The following is a 15,547-nucleotide window of genomic DNA, read 5'->3' on the forward strand; positions in this document are numbered from 1 at the left end:
CAATGACGTAAAAAAATGACGCTATGAAACCAGGATACGTTTACATAATGACCAATAAAAATAACACAACGCTGTATGTAGGTGTCACTTCCAACCTAGAGCGACGTGTTAAGGAACATAAGTGTAAAAAGTATCCTAAAGCCTTTACGGCACGATATAATTTGGGTAAATTAGTGTATTACGAAGCGCACCAAATAATAGGCGACGCCATAGGTAGAGAAAAGCAATTAAAAGCAGGAAGTAGAGCAAAAAAAATAGCATTAATAGAAAGTATAAATCCTGAGTGGTTAGATTTATGTAATGAATTATGAGTAAACAATCTGAAGCACAATTAGAAAACAACCTCATTAAACAATTAGTTGGTTTAGGCTACCAAAACATTACCATACACGATGGCAATGCTTTGGTTGGTAATTTAAAAACACAATTAGAAGTATTTAATAACACAACGTTTTCTACCAAAGAGTTTGAAACCATTTTAAACCACTTAGCAAAAGGTAATGTGTTTGACAAAGCCAAAACCTTACGTGGCAGGTTTCAGTTTACTAACGATGCTGGTGAGCCTACTTATATTCAGTTTTTTAATAGCGAAGATTGGTCTAAAAATCTATTTCAAGTCACTAACCAAATTACCCAAGAAGGTGTTTATAAAAACCGTTACGATGTAACGCTTTTAGTAAACGGTTTACCTCTGGTACAAATAGAGTTAAAACGTCGTGGTTTAGAAATTAAAGAAGCGTTTAATCAAATAAACCGCTATCAAAAACACACGTTTTGGAGTAATAATGGGTTGTTTCAATACGTGCAATTGTTTGTAATTAGTAATGGTGTTAATACTAAATATTTAGCCAATAACGAGTTGCAATCGGTAAAACAAACCTTCTTTTGGAGCGATGTAAACAACAAAAACATTACAGAGCTTACAGATTTTGCGGCTTCGTTTTTAAATCCCGATCATTTGGGTAAAATGATTGCCAAGTACATAGTACGTAACGAAACCCATAAAATACTTATGGTGTTGCGTCCGTATCAATTCTTCGCCGTAGAACGTCTAGTTGAGCGAGTAAAAACGAGTAATGATAACGGTTATGTATGGCACACCACAGGTTCTGGTAAAACCTTAACCTCTTTTAAAGCGAGTCAGATTTTAATGGATTTACCACAGGTAGATAAAGTGTTGTTTGTGGTAGATCGTAAAGATCTAGACTACCAGACTATGAAAGAGTTTAACAGCTTTAAAAAAGATAGTGTAGATGTTACTAATAATACCAGTAGTCTAGTAAAACAACTTACAGACGAATCTAAATTGGTATTAACCACCATACAAAAGTTAAACAACGCCATATCAAAAACGCATTATGAAAACCAATTATCTGTATTAAAAAACCAGCGTATTGTTATCATTTTTGATGAGTGTCATCGCAGTCAATTTGGTAAAACGCACGAACTAATTACCAACTATTTTACAAACAGTCAGTTATTTGGGTTTACAGGAACACCAATTTTTGCCGATAATGCATCAAAAAACGATTTAGGTAAACGCACCACCAAAGATTTATTTGGCAAATGTTTGCACAAATACGTGATAACAGATGCTATTAAAGATGGTAACGTACTTAAGTTTGGTATAGAATACATTGGTAAATACAAACAAAAAAGCAACACCTTTGTAGATATTGAAGTAGAAGATATTGATAAAGCAGAAGTGTTTCAAGATGAAAAACGTTTAGAAAAGATAGCCGATTACATTATTAACTATCATAGTTCTAAAACCTTTAATAAAGCCTATTCAGCATTATTTGCAGTAAGTAGTATTGATGTTTTAATAAAATATTACGATATTTTTAAGCGTAAAAAAGAAACAGGAGAACACAATTTACGCATAGCAACCATATTTTCTTATGGTGCTAATGAAGACAGTAAAACAGCACAAGATTATTTACCAGATACAGAAGATGACTATGATGCAGCAGCAGAACCTACAGCAGTTTATGGTAAGCATACTAGAGAAAAGTTAGACGAATACATTGCCGATTATAATAAAATGTATAATACTGGCTTTTCTACCAAAGACAGTAAGCAGTTTCAAAAGTATTTTGAAAATATTAGTAAGCGTTTAAAAGAACGAGAGAAAACATCATTTAAAGATAAAGATCGATTAGATATTGTTATTGTGGTGAATATGATGTTAACGGGTTTTGATGCAAAAAAGGTCAATACGCTTTATGTCGATAAAAATCTAAAGTATCATGGATTAATACAGGCTTTTTCTAGAACCAACCGAATTTTAGGTGAACAAAAATCACAAGGAAATATTATTTGCTTCAGGAATTTAAAAGGCGCTACAGATGAAGCCATCACGTTGTTTTCTAATAAAGAAGCCAAAGAAGAAATCATTTTACCACCTTATGAGTCTATTGCTTCAAAATTTGATGAAGCCTTAAAAAACCTACTTCAAATTACACCAACCTACCAAAGTGTTGACGATTTGCGTGATGAAAACCAAGAACTAGAATTTGTTACAGCATTTAGGCGCTTATTACGAGCTAAAAACGTGTTAGAATCTTATGTGGATTTCGATTGGGATGATTTGGGTATTGACGAACAAACTTTTGAGGATTTTAAGGGTAAATACTTGGATTTACATGATAAAGTAAAAACCGATAGGCAAAAACAAAAAACATCAATTCTTGATGATATTGATTTTGAGTTGGAGCTAATTCATCGCGACGAAATTAATGTCGCTTATATTTTACAGCTATTAGCTAAATTAAAAGCGTTAAAACCATCGGAAGCTAAAGCACAGAAAAAAGCTATTATTGACTTGTTAGGAGGTGAAGTAGAGTTACGAAGTAAGCGAGAGCTTATAGAGAAGTTTATAAAAGAAAACTTACCACATATTGAAAATCCTGATGATATACCCGACGAATTTGAAAAGTTCTGGCAACAAGAAAAAGTCATGGCATTATCAAAACTATGCGAAGACGAAGGTTTAGACCAACAACAATTTAATGCTTTAATAGAAAGCTACGTATATAGCGGACAAGAACCTATACGCGATGAGGTTTTTAAATGTTTAGATAACAGACCAAGCATTTTAAAAGCAAGAGCAATAGGCGAACGCATCATTTTAAAAATGAAAGAGTTTGTACAAGTGTTTTTAGAAGGGATGACAGGGTAGAAATTTAATTTTATACGCTTACTTTCTAGTTAAACTTTTACTGTTGTAGCGCGGTAGAGATTTACATAATCTTTTTTAGGGAAGCTATATAATAGTAAAAGCCTACAATACTAGGGTATTGTTGCCGTCTTTTTTTTGTACATTTTGCTATAAAGCAAGTTTTAGCAATACATATAAAAAAGTCCAGTACGTTTGTACTAGACTTTTACTGTTGTAGCGAGAACGAGATTTGAACTCGTGACCTCCGGGTTATGAATCCGACGCTCTAACCAACTGAGCTACCTCGCCATTATTAATTACCAATAGGTAAATGCGGCTGCAAATATAAAAACAAAATCTACTCTGACAAACAATAAAATCTAAAAAAAAATAATTTTAATTTAATCTTCAATTCTAAGCCATAAATTGTATATATTGAGCACATAATTATAGTATTTATGGACGATAAAGAAAAATATGAAATGGAGTTTGTGATCCAAGCATCACCTGCGTTGCTATACACTTATATATCAACACCGTCTGGCTTGTCAGAATGGTTTGCAGATAACGTTAATTCGCGTGGAGAAATGTTTACATTTATTTGGGATGGGTCAGAAGAAGAAGCAAAATTATTAAGTAAAAAAAGTGGAGAACGTGTTAAGTTTAGATGGCTAAATGATGAAGAAGATGGCCTATCTTGTTATTTTGAAATGCGTATTCAAGTAGACGAAATAACAAAAGATGTTTCTTTAATGATTATAGATTTTGCAGAAGATGATGAAATTGATGAAGGAAAAATGCTTTGGACTAATCAAGTTTCAAGTCTCAAACAAGTTTTAGGGTCTAGATAGCTTGTAAATAGTTATTCTAATATATCTTTGTCTCGATTTAATTTTTAAACTAAATCGAGATTTTTTTATGGTTAATTTAAACGGTTCATTACTAACTGAAGCAAACTCTAAACTTACAGTAAATAATAGAGGTTACAACTATGGAGATGCTTTATTTGAAACTCTAAAAGTTGTAAATGGTAAGATTTTCTTCTGGGAAGATCATTATTTTAGGCTAATGTCTTCTATGCGTATTTTAAGAATGGATATTCCTATGAATTTTACTATGGAATTTTTAGAAGCGCAGATTTTAAAAACGTTAGAAGCTAATAATTTATTACAAGCGGCTGCACGTGTAAGACTTAATGTAGATAGAGGAGTAGGAGGAAAATACGCACCTTCTAAAGATGCCATTGTACAGTACAATATTAGTGTAGAACCACATGATAATCCGTTCTATACTATAAATACTGATGCTAAATATATTGTAGATTTATACAAAGATTATTTTGTAGCACCAGGCTTATTATCTGGTTTAAAGTCTAACAATAAAGCCATACAAGTTATAGGAAGTATTTATGCCAAGGAAAATGATTTTGAGAATTGTTTAATATTAAATACCAATAAAAGTGTTATAGAAGCTCTAAATGGAAATCTATTTTTAGTCAAAGATGGCAACATAAAAACACCTCCATTAGAAGATGGCTGCCTAAAGGGCGTTATGAGAAAGCAAATTTTAGAAATCTTATCTAAAGATGTTAATATTACTATTGAAGAAGCGTCTATAAGTCCATTTGAATTGCAAAAAGCAGATGAGTTATTTATTACCAATGTTATTAAAGGTATTGTTTCAATAACAAAATATCGTAAAAAACAATTTGGGAATGATTTTGCGCAAAGCCTTGTTAAAAAACTTAATGCAAAACTGAGATTATTATAATTTAACTTGTAATTAGTTGAGTTTTTATTTGTTTAAACTAATTATAACTTGGGTTTTCTGGTGCATTAGACCAAATACTGTAGTCACCACCTAACTCTAACATTTTATCACGCCAAAAAGAATTACAAGGTTTAGAGATAATTTCGTTGTTGTAGATGTTTTCTGAAATGAGCCAAGCATTAGATTTAAGTTCGTTATCTAATTGTTGCTCATCCCAACCAGAATAGCCCAAAAAGAATCTAATATCTGATGAAGAAATAGCACCTTCATTAATAAGGTTAATAACAACAGAAAAATCACCACCCCAAAAAATGCCATGAGATATTTCTACGCTGTTGGGTATAAGATCTGGTGACTTATGAATAAAATAGAGGTTGTCTTGCTCTACTGGTCCACCATTATAAACTTTAAACTCGGATTCCGTACCTTCAATTATATCTTTAAGATTGTACTCTAATGGTTTATTTAAAATAAAACCAACAGAACCAAAGGCATTATGGTCAGCTAGTAGGATGACAGCACGATTAAATGAAATGTCTCCGATAATAGATGGTTCAGCAATTAGTAAATTACCTTTTTCGGGCTTGTTCATTTTATACTTTTAATTGGTTTTATTTAAAATTCTGCTATTAAAGCTAGTTTATTTTTGTTAAATAAACAACTTATAACCATAAAATTAGAACAAAAAAAGCCTGCTCATTGAGCAGGCTCTGTATTTTTAAACAAAAAATGTTTTAGTTTACAGCGCTACTTAAGTCAGAACCTGCCTTAAATTTCACTACATTTTTAGCTTTAATTTTGATAGTTTTACCTGTTTGTGGGTTTCTTCCTTCTCTTGCAGCTCTTTTAGAAACTGACCAAGATCCAAAACCTACTAAAGATACTCTGTTACCTTTTTGTAAAGATCCTTCGATATCAACTAATAAAGAGTCTAATGCTTTTTTTGCTGCTGCTTTTGTAATTCCAGCATTCTCTGCCATTCCGTTGATCAAATCTGTTTTGTTCATAAATATTAATTTTAAATTGTTAAAAATTCGATTTTAGTCATAGTGTTGTTAAAACCGGTACACAAAATTATTAGGAATATTAAGCTATACAAGGAATAGCAAGGGAAACTCGGATTTTTGTTAATAACTTGAGGCATTTGTTAATAAACCTAATGAATTTTATCGAATATTTTGTAATACCAATGATAATAAGGGTTTACAGCAGTTTGGCTCCTTCAGAAAATTTAAAACCATTTAAAAGCGATTTTACCTCCATTTTTCGTTTGCCTGGCAACTGAATTTCTAAGATTTTTATATAACCACCTTGGCAAGCGACCTTTAACTCGTCTTTAGTTACTATTAATTTTCCAGCTTCAAAATTATGTGATTCGTCAATTTTTTCTACCCCATAAATTTTTACAGATAGTGGCTTTTTTTCATCATTTTCTAACAAACACCATGCTGTTGGAAATGGATTTAAACCGCGTATCTTATTATATATGGTATCAATATTTAATGTCCAATCTATTTTGCAGTTATCTCTATTAAGTTTGTAAGCTGTTTTTAAATCCTCGGTTTGTGACTGAACTTTAGTTTTAACCGTATTGTTTTCAATTTGCTCAACAGTTTTAATGACTAGTGTGCTACCAATATGCATTAATTCATCATGCAATTCGCCAACGGTTGTAGCGTTTCCTATTACGGTTTCTTCACTTTTAATAATAGCACCTGTATCTATTTTTTCGTCTATAAAAAAAGTAGTAACACCAGTTTTAGTTTCACCATTTATTATAGCCCAATGTATTGGTGCAGCACCTCTATATTGTGGTAGTAAAGACGCGTGTAAATTAAACGTCCCAAACTCTGGCATTTGCCAAACCACTTTTGGTAACATTCTAAAGGCAACAATGATTTGTAAATTAGCGTTTACGTTCTTTAGTTCTTCTAAAAACGATTCGGCTTTTAAGTTTGTAGGTTGCATAATAGGTAAACCTTGTTCTAAAGCAAAGGTTTTAACTGCAGAAGCTCTTAGTTTTTGCCCTCTACCAGCAGGCCTGTCTGGTGCAGTAATAACACCAACAACATTATAATTATGGTTAATAAGTGCTTTTAAAGTAGCAACAGCAAAATCTGGTGTACCCATAAAAACAATTCGTAAATTGCGTTTTTCGGTCATATAAGTGTATAGGTATTTGTAGGTGTTAATTTTATTTTTTTAAGTTCTATTAATTCTGAAAGTGTTTTTAAAAGTACCTTTTCAGAACATTGTATTTGAAGTAATAATTGTCGCGAAGATAAAGCTTCTGCTGTAATAGATGTTATAATTTGAAGTGCAATAGCATCATTTGAAGCCGTATCTACGCTTGAAGCTTTTGCCACACAAACCGAACAAATGCCACATGGTTGTTTTAACGTCTCACCAAAATAGCGCAGAAGTTGTTGACTTCTGCAAACGGTATCATTTTTAATGTAATTTAATACGGATTCAATTTGCTGATGTTTTAATGTATGTTGTTGTTCTATTGTTTTTGCGATTGGGTTAATGGTAATAGCATCTTCACGTGGTTTTAAAAATGTAATTTCAGAATCTGTGTTTGCCATTTGTAAACTAATTACATCGTCTTTTTCTAAACGTTGCAATTGAGCAATAACTTGCTTTTCTGATAAATTAGATTTTTTAATAACCAAACTAAGATTCACTTTGGTTTCATAATCAAAAATACCACCATAGGTTCGTAATAATACTTTTACTAAAATATTTAAATCTTTATTAGTTTCTAGGTACTGAAACAAAACGGTATTAGTAGTTATAAACTGTATTTTTGTTCTGAAGTTAAAATGTTGTATCAGTGTAATTATGGCATTTCGGTCTAAAAGTAACAAAGCATTGTAGGTAATGCTAGCACTTAATTTATACTGATTGCAAAAGGATTTAAAATCGAATTGATGTAAGGTGTTTTCTCCCTCACCGTAAGAGATCTGAAAATAATTACACAGTTTGTTATATACCGTTTTTACAAAGGCTACGGACGGTAAATTATTTAAAAACTGACTACGTAAATGATTCTCATCAATATGTTGTTTTAAAATAATTGCGTGTGCTAATTTACCATCTCGTCCTGCGCGTCCTGCTTCTTGGTAATAACTTTCTAAACTTTCTGGTAAATTAATATGAATAACGGTTTTTACATTAGCCTTATCAATTCCCATTCCAAAGGCTGTGGTGGCCACCATAATATCTAGTTGTCCATTAGTCCATTGGTACAACCGTTGTTGTTTTTCTTTATTAGTAATACCGCCATGATAAAAAGTAGAGGTAAAACCTTTAGCTGTTAAAAAATTATGAATGTCTTGAGTGGCGCGTCTATTTCTTACATATATAATAGAAGAACCAGTATGCTTTTTTAATATAGATTCTAACTGAAATAATTTATCGTCTGTATGGATAACATCATATGCAATATTAGGTCTTGCAAAAGAGGCTTTGAAAATATTAGGATTTATAAAATCTAGGTTTTCTACAATATCATCTACTACATTATGTTTTGCTGTGGCTGTTAATGCAATGCAATTAACATGTGGATGCATTTGTCTTAGTATAGCAATGTTTTTATAAGCAGGTCTAAAATCATTTCCCCATTGACTTATACAATGTGCTTCATCAATCGCAATGAGGTTTACTTTCATTTGCTGAATGCGATCTTGTACTAAAGTTTGTTGTAAGCGTTCTGGTGAGAGGTAAAGAAATTTATAATTTCCATAAATACAATTGTCTAATTGCGTGTCTAAATCTTTATAAGACATGCCAGAAGTCAGCGCAATAGCCTTAATACCTTTTTCTTTTAAAGTGGTGACCTGGTCTTTCATTAAAGCAATCAGCGGCGAAACAACAATACAGATGCCATCTTTTATTAAAGCAGGAATTTGAAAACAAACTGATTTTCCGCCTCCAGTTGGTAACAAAGCAAAAGTATCCTCTTGGTTTAAAACCGAAGTAATAATCTCTTCTTGAAGCGGTCTAAAGGACGTATAATTCCAGTATTGCTCTAAAACTTCTATAGGATGCATTACTGCAAATTTAAGAACTCTAAGATAAAGTTGGCTCTAGTTTCTACACTTCCAAAAGGCACGTCAATTAATTTATAGCCAAAACGCTTATAGGTTTCTAATAAATGGTTGTGTATTTTTATAGCTTCTTCAAAATTCTCATAACGTTCATTGTCACTAGTAAAAATTTCTTGCCAAGGTGCTAAAACAAAAATGATATCGTATTTATGGTTGTCACAAGCTTCTACAAAATGATTGGGATACGTGTCTCCTATAAAATCCATATACGCAATAACATCAGGAATTCCTCGATCTAAAAAAACAACCTCATTTGTTTCAATAGTAGCATCTTTATATTGCTGTATTCTCCCATCTAAGAGTTTCTGACTAAATAACAATGGGTCAGTTAGAAACATTTGTTCAATACCTTCCTCTCTAGCTTGTAATGTAATTTGTCTAGAGATTTCATCATAACAAATAAAATTTCTTTTTTTTAGTTCGTTAATTATAGTGGTTTTTCCTGTTCCAGGTCCACCTGCAATGACGACTTTTTTCGGATTCAAATTGTCTATAAATTTTAAGAAAATAATGAGGGTAAAAATAAGGCATTAAATAGAAAATATAAAAATCCTAACTATATTTTGAAAAACACCATTAAATACCAGGTTCAGTTAATTTGAATTTTCTCTTTTTTAAGTTTTAAATGTATCTTTGCAGTTGAAAATATAAACTATGAATAGTTCTAAAAAAACAGATGAATTTTACGAGAAATTAAAGTCGCAATTATACGACACAACGCTTTGGCCATCAGAGTATTTGTATAAATTTATTGTAATTACAAAAGGGTCTGGAGTTAACCACATTGAAGCACTTTTTGATAATTTAGGCGCTGTAATTTCTACTACTGAATCTAAAAATGGGAAATACACTAGTGTTTCTATTAACGTTAGAATGAAAAACCCAGAAGCAGTTATAGCTAAATATAAAGAGGTGGCAGAAAATGTTGAAGGCGTAATTTCTTTATAATTTTATATTAGACTTCTTATTTTTTTGTACTTTGCAACAAAACCTAGAGACTTCGGGTTTTACAACATTATACTACACATATTACAATTTTGATTGACAATTTAGAATACAACACAGAGCGCGAGCATTTAATAATTCCAGAATATGGACGTCATCTTCAAAAGATGATTAATCATGCTAAGTCTCGCGAAACAAAAGAAGAGCGTAATAAATTAGCTAATGCTATTATTTCTGTAATGGGAAATCTGCAACCACACTTAAGAGATGTGCCAGATTTTAAACACAAATTATGGGACCAGTTATTTATAATGGCAGATTTTGATATTGATGTAGATTCACCATATGGAGAACCATCAAAAGAAGAAATACAAGCGCGACCAGAGCCTTTAAAATATCCGCAGAATCACCCTAAATATCGTTTTTATGGTAATAATATAAAAACTATGATTGATGTTGCGGTGAGTTGGGAAGAAGGCGAATTAAAGGAAGCTTTAACGTATACTATAGCTAATCACATGAAAAAGTGTTTCCTTAATTGGAATAAGGATACGGTAGAAGATGATGTTATATACAATCATTTACTTGAACTTTCTGACGGAAAATTAAACTTAAAAGATAGTGAAGAAGATTTAACAGACTCCTCTAGTTTAATGCGTACCAAATCTAAATATGGTTCTAAAAATAACTCTAACAAAAAGAATAACAATTCTAATAAAAAGAAATATTCTAATAACAGAAAACGTTACTAAAAACGGATGAGTACATTTAAAATTGAAGGTGGCCACCAACTTAAAGGGAAAATTCAACCACAAGGTGCCAAAAATGAAGCTTTACAAATCTTATGTGCAGTACTTTTAACTGCCGAAGAAATTCAAATAGATAACATTCCAGATATTATTGATGTTAATAAGCTCATTGCTTTATTAAAAAAGCTAGGCGTAAAAATAAATAAAACAGGTAAAGGGTCTTACACGTTTAAGGCTGATGATGTTAATTTAGGATATTTAGAGTCTGCTCAATTTAAAGAAGATGGTAAGGGTTTAAGAGGTTCTATAATGATTGTTGGTCCATTATTAGCACGTTTTGGTAAAGGTTATATTCCAAAACCTGGCGGTGATAAAATTGGTCGTCGTCGTTTAGACACACACTTTCAGGGATTTATAGATTTAGGGGCTAAGTTTAGATATAATAAAGAAGATTTATTTTATGGAGTTGAGGCAGACCAGTTAAAAGGAACTTACATGCTATTAGATGAGGCTTCTGTAACAGGTACAGCTAACATAGTTATGGCCGCAGTTTTAGCAGAAGGTACCACAACTATCTATAACGCAGCATGTGAGCCTTATTTACAGCAGCTTTGTAAAATGCTGAATCGTATGGGAGCAAAAATTTCTGGTGTTGGTTCTAACATGCTTATCATTGAAGGTGTTAAGTCTCTAGGAGGTACAACTCACAGAATGTTACCAGACATGATTGAAATTGGAAGCTGGATTGGTTTAGCTGCTATGACTAAAAGTGAGTTAACGATAACCAATGTAAGTTGGGATGATTTAGGCCAAATGCCAAGTGTATTTAGAAAAATAGGTGTTACAATTGAGCGTCAAGGTGATGATATTTATATACCAGCGCATATTGATGGTTATGAGGTGCAAAATTATATTGATGGTTCTATATTAACGGTTTCAGATGCGCCATGGCCAGGATTTACACCAGATTTATTAAGTATCATTCTAACCGTTTTAACACAAGCTAGAGGAGAAGCTATTGTGCATCAAAAAATGTTTGAAAGTCGGTTGTTCTTTGTAGATAAGTTAATTGATATGGGTGCAAAAATTATTCTTTGTGATCCTCATAGAGCTACAGTTATTGGTCACGATTTTAAGTCTACATTAAAAGCAACAACAATGACCTCGCCAGATATTAGAGCAGGTGTTTCATTATTAATAGCTGCATTATCTGCAAAAGGAACATCTACTATTCATAATATTGAACAAATAGATCGTGGTTATGAAAATATAGACGAGAGATTAAGAGCAATTGGTGCTAAGATTGAACGTATAGAAGGAAATTAGAAAATAAAAATATAATATATAAAGAGCCTCATTTTTTATGAGGCCTTTTTTTTATGTTTATAGTAAAATTTTATATCTGTAGACTATGTATTTATAAAATCATTTTCTATTTTAGTAGCTTTTAGAATAATGCATAATATTTAATCAATTATTAATTATATTAACGTGTTTTAAGGATAAACGTTAATTAATTTTAATTTGTGGTATAATGCTTTGAAAAATAAATAATGTATTTAATTTTCCCTCAAAAAAACTACATTCTATTTTTTCTTGTATTAATTAGCTCTTTTGTGCATGCGCAATTGAGTGATTTTAACTTTTCAGTAAGTGTAACAGAAGAGTCTTGTTCAGGAAATGGTTCAATTACAATGGAGGTTTCTGGCCTAGAAACAGAAGCACAAGTAACGTATAAACTATTTTTATATCCAGATCTAGATACACCAATTGCACAAACATCTTCAAGCATGTTTAGTAATTTAGAAAGCGGTGATTATTTGGTTGAAGCTACACAAACATTAGATGACTTTCAGAACACACAAACTGCAGATGCTACTATAATTGATGCTATTACTGTTTTAGACTTTGAGGTTGACCAAGGCTATTCTGGGGTTTGTGGAGACTTAATTTTAGTTGTTAATATATTATCTGGTAATGCTGAATCTTTTGAAATTATTTCGGGCCCTGTAACAGTGCCTTTACAAACAGGTAACACGTTTACTAATCTTCCTGAAGGAACTTATGTTATCCGTGTTTATGATAATTGTGGTAATGCTTTAACTAAAACCTATACTTATTTATTTAATGATTCCGTTTTAACAGTATCTGAAATTGAACAATCTAATGTTTTAATTAACTGCGATGAGGTTACCATTTATCAAGTTATATCAGCGAGTAATGGGTCACAACTGTCTTACCCTATAGTTGTTAATTTTACCATAAATTTTTCAGATGGAAATGAAACTACAAGTTATTCTCAGACCTACGATAATGGTCCAGAAACTGAGTTAGAGATATCAACAACGGTAACTGATTATGCTGAGCAAACTTTTACCGTAGATACGGTAATACAAGATGGGTGTGGCACTATGGTTACTAGCACTGAAATTGTAAATCCAAACCCTGAAATTAATTTATCTGAAGTTGCAAATGTTTGCGGAAATGATTTAATAATTGCCATATCCAATATGCTACCGCCTTTTACACTACAGTTTATTCAGGCACCTATAGAGTTCAATCCTTCAGATTATAATGATAATCAAGGTGTATATTCAGATTTTGTTATTGTTTTTGGGCAAGAAGATGAAGGCTTACCTTTTGGAGTATACGAAGTAAGTATTGTGGATGCTTGCGGAAATATTGGTGAGGCAAGCATAGAGTTAGTAGAAGAGTTAGAAATTCCAGTTGTAAATACTTCAAATGGTGGGTGTGATACAGAATCTGGAGCATTGTCGGTGAGAATTCCAAATAGAGAGCTTGTATCCGCATTAATTACAGCTGCACCTATTAATTATAGTAATGCTGTGCCAGATGATGTTTCGTATTTAATTTCTTCAAATGGTAGATTAATGCTAAACGACCTTCCATTAGGTAATTATACGTTGGAGATGATAGATAATTGTGGAAACACTTATATAGAAGACTTTGAAATTCCAGAACATGAGATTTATGATTTTAACGTTTCAACCTCAGTTAGCTGTAGTACAAATCTAGGAGCTTTAAATTTAACAGGTGGCAATGGTACAGTTGCATCTGTAATTTTTATTGAAGCTCCAGTTGAGTTTTCACAATCATTGCCTTACGATTACAGTTATGCAATTTCATCTCAAGGCATATTTTATGTTGAAGATTTACCAGCTGGTAACTACACAATAGAGTTTACGGATAGCTGTGGTAGCCAATTTATGTTTACAGAAATTGTTGAAACGTACAATGATGATAACAATGAATCTATTTATGTTTTACAACAAAATTGTGGTTCTTTTGATTTGAGTATTCTAGATAATGATGATGCTGTAGTAAATCAAACTTATTGGTTTCAAAAGTACTACCCAGAATATGATAGTTGGGGACATCCTAATACAGGTGTAATGTATAATGAAGGTGAATTGCCAACTGATATAAATTCTATTTCAATTGAAAATGGAGAAAGTCTTCTTAATATTTTTGTTGTCGGTGAGTTTAGATTAATAAAAGTATTTCAAACTGCAGTTAACCCAAATCCAGAGGCATATTGTTTTGATATTTTTGGAGAATTTGAAATAGAATCAGAGCTAACAATAAATGATGTTTTTAATTTAAATTGTGATGGAGGCTCAGGACCGTCAGACATAATAGTAGATGTAAGTGGTGTGCCTCCTTATAATTTCTCTATTATTTCTCCTATCGTTATAGATAATGGTGCCGTTAATGTTTTTACAGATTTGAGTGCAGGTATTTATGAAATTAGGGTAGAGGATGCTTGCGGAAGTATAGCTGCCACTACTATTAATACCATGGATTTACTACCTGTGGTTAGTCTTGGAAATCCAACTGATATGGTAATTTGTAGTGATTCAAATAACAATCAAGCGTTATTTAATTTAACTGAGCAAAATACCCAATTGTTGGGGAATCAAAACCCAGATAATTTCACAATTACATATCATCTAAATCAAATGGATGCAGATTCAGGGAATAACCCGATTTCAGAAAATTATGAGAATGTAATAAATCCACAAACTGTTTATGTTAGAATGGTTCATAATACTTTAGATGTATGTTATGAAACAGATGCTTTTCAGCTTATAGTTGGCTTTGCTCCAGAGTTGGGAGCTGATGAATCTACTACGATTTGTGAAGGTAACTCTATTTTGCTGTCTGCAGATTTGGGGTATTCTAGTTATTTATGGTCTTCAGGTGAAACAACAAGAAGTATAGTTGCAGATACAGAAGGAACTTACTCTGTTACAGTTTTTAATAACTATGGTGATTTTTATTGTGAAGCTACTAAAACCTATACTGTGGTTATGTCTGGTGTTGCTAATATTGAAAATATCATTAGCGAAGACTTTACCTCTAATAATAATTTTGTTGATATTGAAGTTTCTGGTATTGGTGATTATGAATATTCATTAGATGGCGTAACTTATCAGTTAGAAAATCATTTTGAAAATTTAGATTCTGGAATTTATACCATTTTTGTAAGAGACAGAAATGGTTGTGGTGTTAGTACTGAAAATATTTCGTTATTAAATTATAAAAAATTCTTTACACCAAATGGTGATGGCGAAAATGAATATTGGCAAATAACAGGCTCGCATTTAGAAACTGATATGCAAGTTTTTGTTTATGATAGGTACGGCAAGTTATTAATTAATTTTTCTGGTAATGATATCGGTTGGGATGGACGTTATAATGGTAACCAAATGCCTACTAGTGATTATTGGTTTTTAGTAAAACGTTCTAACGGGTTAACACATACAGGTCATTTTACTTTAAAACGCTAA

General features: G+C 32.0%; 13 protein-coding genes and 1 tRNA gene. 8 read left to right on the plus strand and 6 right to left on the minus strand.

Annotated elements, in window-relative coordinates:
* Positions 1-23: 23 nt before the first annotated feature.
* Entirely contained in the window at positions 24-311 is a 288-nt protein-coding gene (locus tag GN138_RS07685) for a GIY-YIG nuclease family protein (protein WP_157363207.1), read from the plus strand.
* The gene (locus GN138_RS07690) at positions 308-3,181 is read left to right on the plus strand and encodes a type I restriction endonuclease subunit R (protein ID WP_157363208.1); all 2,874 of its coding nucleotides are present in this window, start codon (positions 308-310) and stop codon (positions 3,179-3,181) included. Before GN138_RS07685 ends, GN138_RS07690 begins: the two co-directional genes overlap by 4 nt.
* Before the next feature lie 214 nt (positions 3,182-3,395).
* On the opposite strand, the gene GN138_RS07695 is transcribed toward GN138_RS07690, so the two are convergent.
* Positions 3,396-3,469, minus strand: a tRNA-Met gene (locus GN138_RS07695).
* Positions 3,470-3,618: 149 nt separating this feature from the next.
* Between GN138_RS07695 and GN138_RS07700 the strand changes: the two genes are divergently transcribed.
* Together GN138_RS07700 and GN138_RS07705 are read left to right on the plus strand one after the other, a co-directional pair.
* Positions 3,619-4,011: an START-like domain-containing protein gene (locus tag GN138_RS07700; protein WP_157363209.1), complete on the plus strand. Its 393-nt coding sequence runs from the start codon at positions 3,619-3,621 to the stop codon at positions 4,009-4,011.
* Between the two features lie 67 nt (positions 4,012-4,078).
* Complete coding sequence (locus GN138_RS07705; RefSeq protein ID WP_157363210.1) at positions 4,079-4,930, plus strand: aminotransferase class IV; 852 nt, start codon at positions 4,079-4,081, stop codon at positions 4,928-4,930.
* 37 nt (positions 4,931-4,967) lie between these two features.
* On the opposite strand, the gene GN138_RS07710 is transcribed toward GN138_RS07705, so the two are convergent.
* The 5 genes from GN138_RS07710 to GN138_RS07730 all read right to left on the minus strand — a co-directional run bounded on the left by GN138_RS07710 (position 4,968) and on the right by GN138_RS07730 (position 9,527).
* A complete protein-coding gene (locus tag GN138_RS07710; protein ID WP_157363211.1) occupies positions 4,968-5,522 on the minus strand; it encodes a YqgE/AlgH family protein in 555 nt (184 codons plus the stop codon).
* Between the two features lie 142 nt (positions 5,523-5,664).
* Positions 5,665-5,937, minus strand: coding sequence for an HU family DNA-binding protein (locus GN138_RS07715; protein ID WP_157363212.1), 273 nt, complete (start codon positions 5,935-5,937; stop codon positions 5,665-5,667).
* Positions 5,938-6,133: 196 nt separating this feature from the next.
* A complete protein-coding gene (gene fmt / locus GN138_RS07720; RefSeq protein ID WP_157363213.1) occupies positions 6,134-7,093 on the minus strand; it encodes a methionyl-tRNA formyltransferase in 960 nt (319 codons plus the stop codon).
* Positions 7,090-8,985, minus strand: a complete 1,896-nt coding sequence (locus GN138_RS07725; protein WP_157363214.1) for a RecQ family ATP-dependent DNA helicase — start codon at positions 8,983-8,985, stop codon at positions 7,090-7,092. Before GN138_RS07725 ends, fmt begins: the two co-directional genes overlap by 4 nt.
* Entirely contained in the window at positions 8,985-9,527 is a 543-nt protein-coding gene (locus tag GN138_RS07730) for an AAA family ATPase (protein WP_157363215.1), read from the minus strand. Before GN138_RS07730 ends, GN138_RS07725 begins: the two co-directional genes overlap by 1 nt.
* Positions 9,528-9,696: 169 nt before the next feature.
* Between GN138_RS07730 and GN138_RS07735 the strand changes: the two genes are divergently transcribed.
* From GN138_RS07735 to GN138_RS07750, 4 genes are all read left to right on the plus strand, one after another.
* On the plus strand, positions 9,697-9,990 hold the full coding sequence (locus tag GN138_RS07735; protein ID WP_157363216.1) for a DUF493 family protein: 294 nt from the start codon (positions 9,697-9,699) through the stop codon (positions 9,988-9,990).
* An 89-nt stretch (positions 9,991-10,079) separates the two neighbouring features.
* Positions 10,080-10,739, plus strand: a complete 660-nt coding sequence (locus GN138_RS07740) for a DUF4290 domain-containing protein (protein WP_157363217.1) — start codon at positions 10,080-10,082, stop codon at positions 10,737-10,739.
* Between the two features lie 6 nt (positions 10,740-10,745).
* Complete coding sequence (murA, locus tag GN138_RS07745) at positions 10,746-12,062, plus strand: UDP-N-acetylglucosamine 1-carboxyvinyltransferase (protein WP_157363218.1); 1,317 nt, start codon at positions 10,746-10,748, stop codon at positions 12,060-12,062.
* Positions 12,063-12,289: 227 nt separating this feature from the next.
* The gene (locus GN138_RS07750) at positions 12,290-15,547 is read left to right on the plus strand and encodes a T9SS type B sorting domain-containing protein (protein WP_157363219.1); all 3,258 of its coding nucleotides are present in this window, start codon (positions 12,290-12,292) and stop codon (positions 15,545-15,547) included.

The sequence above is a fragment of the Winogradskyella endarachnes genome (assembly GCF_009741275.1).
In the GTDB taxonomy this organism is placed as follows: domain Bacteria; phylum Bacteroidota; class Bacteroidia; order Flavobacteriales; family Flavobacteriaceae; genus Winogradskyella; species Winogradskyella endarachnes.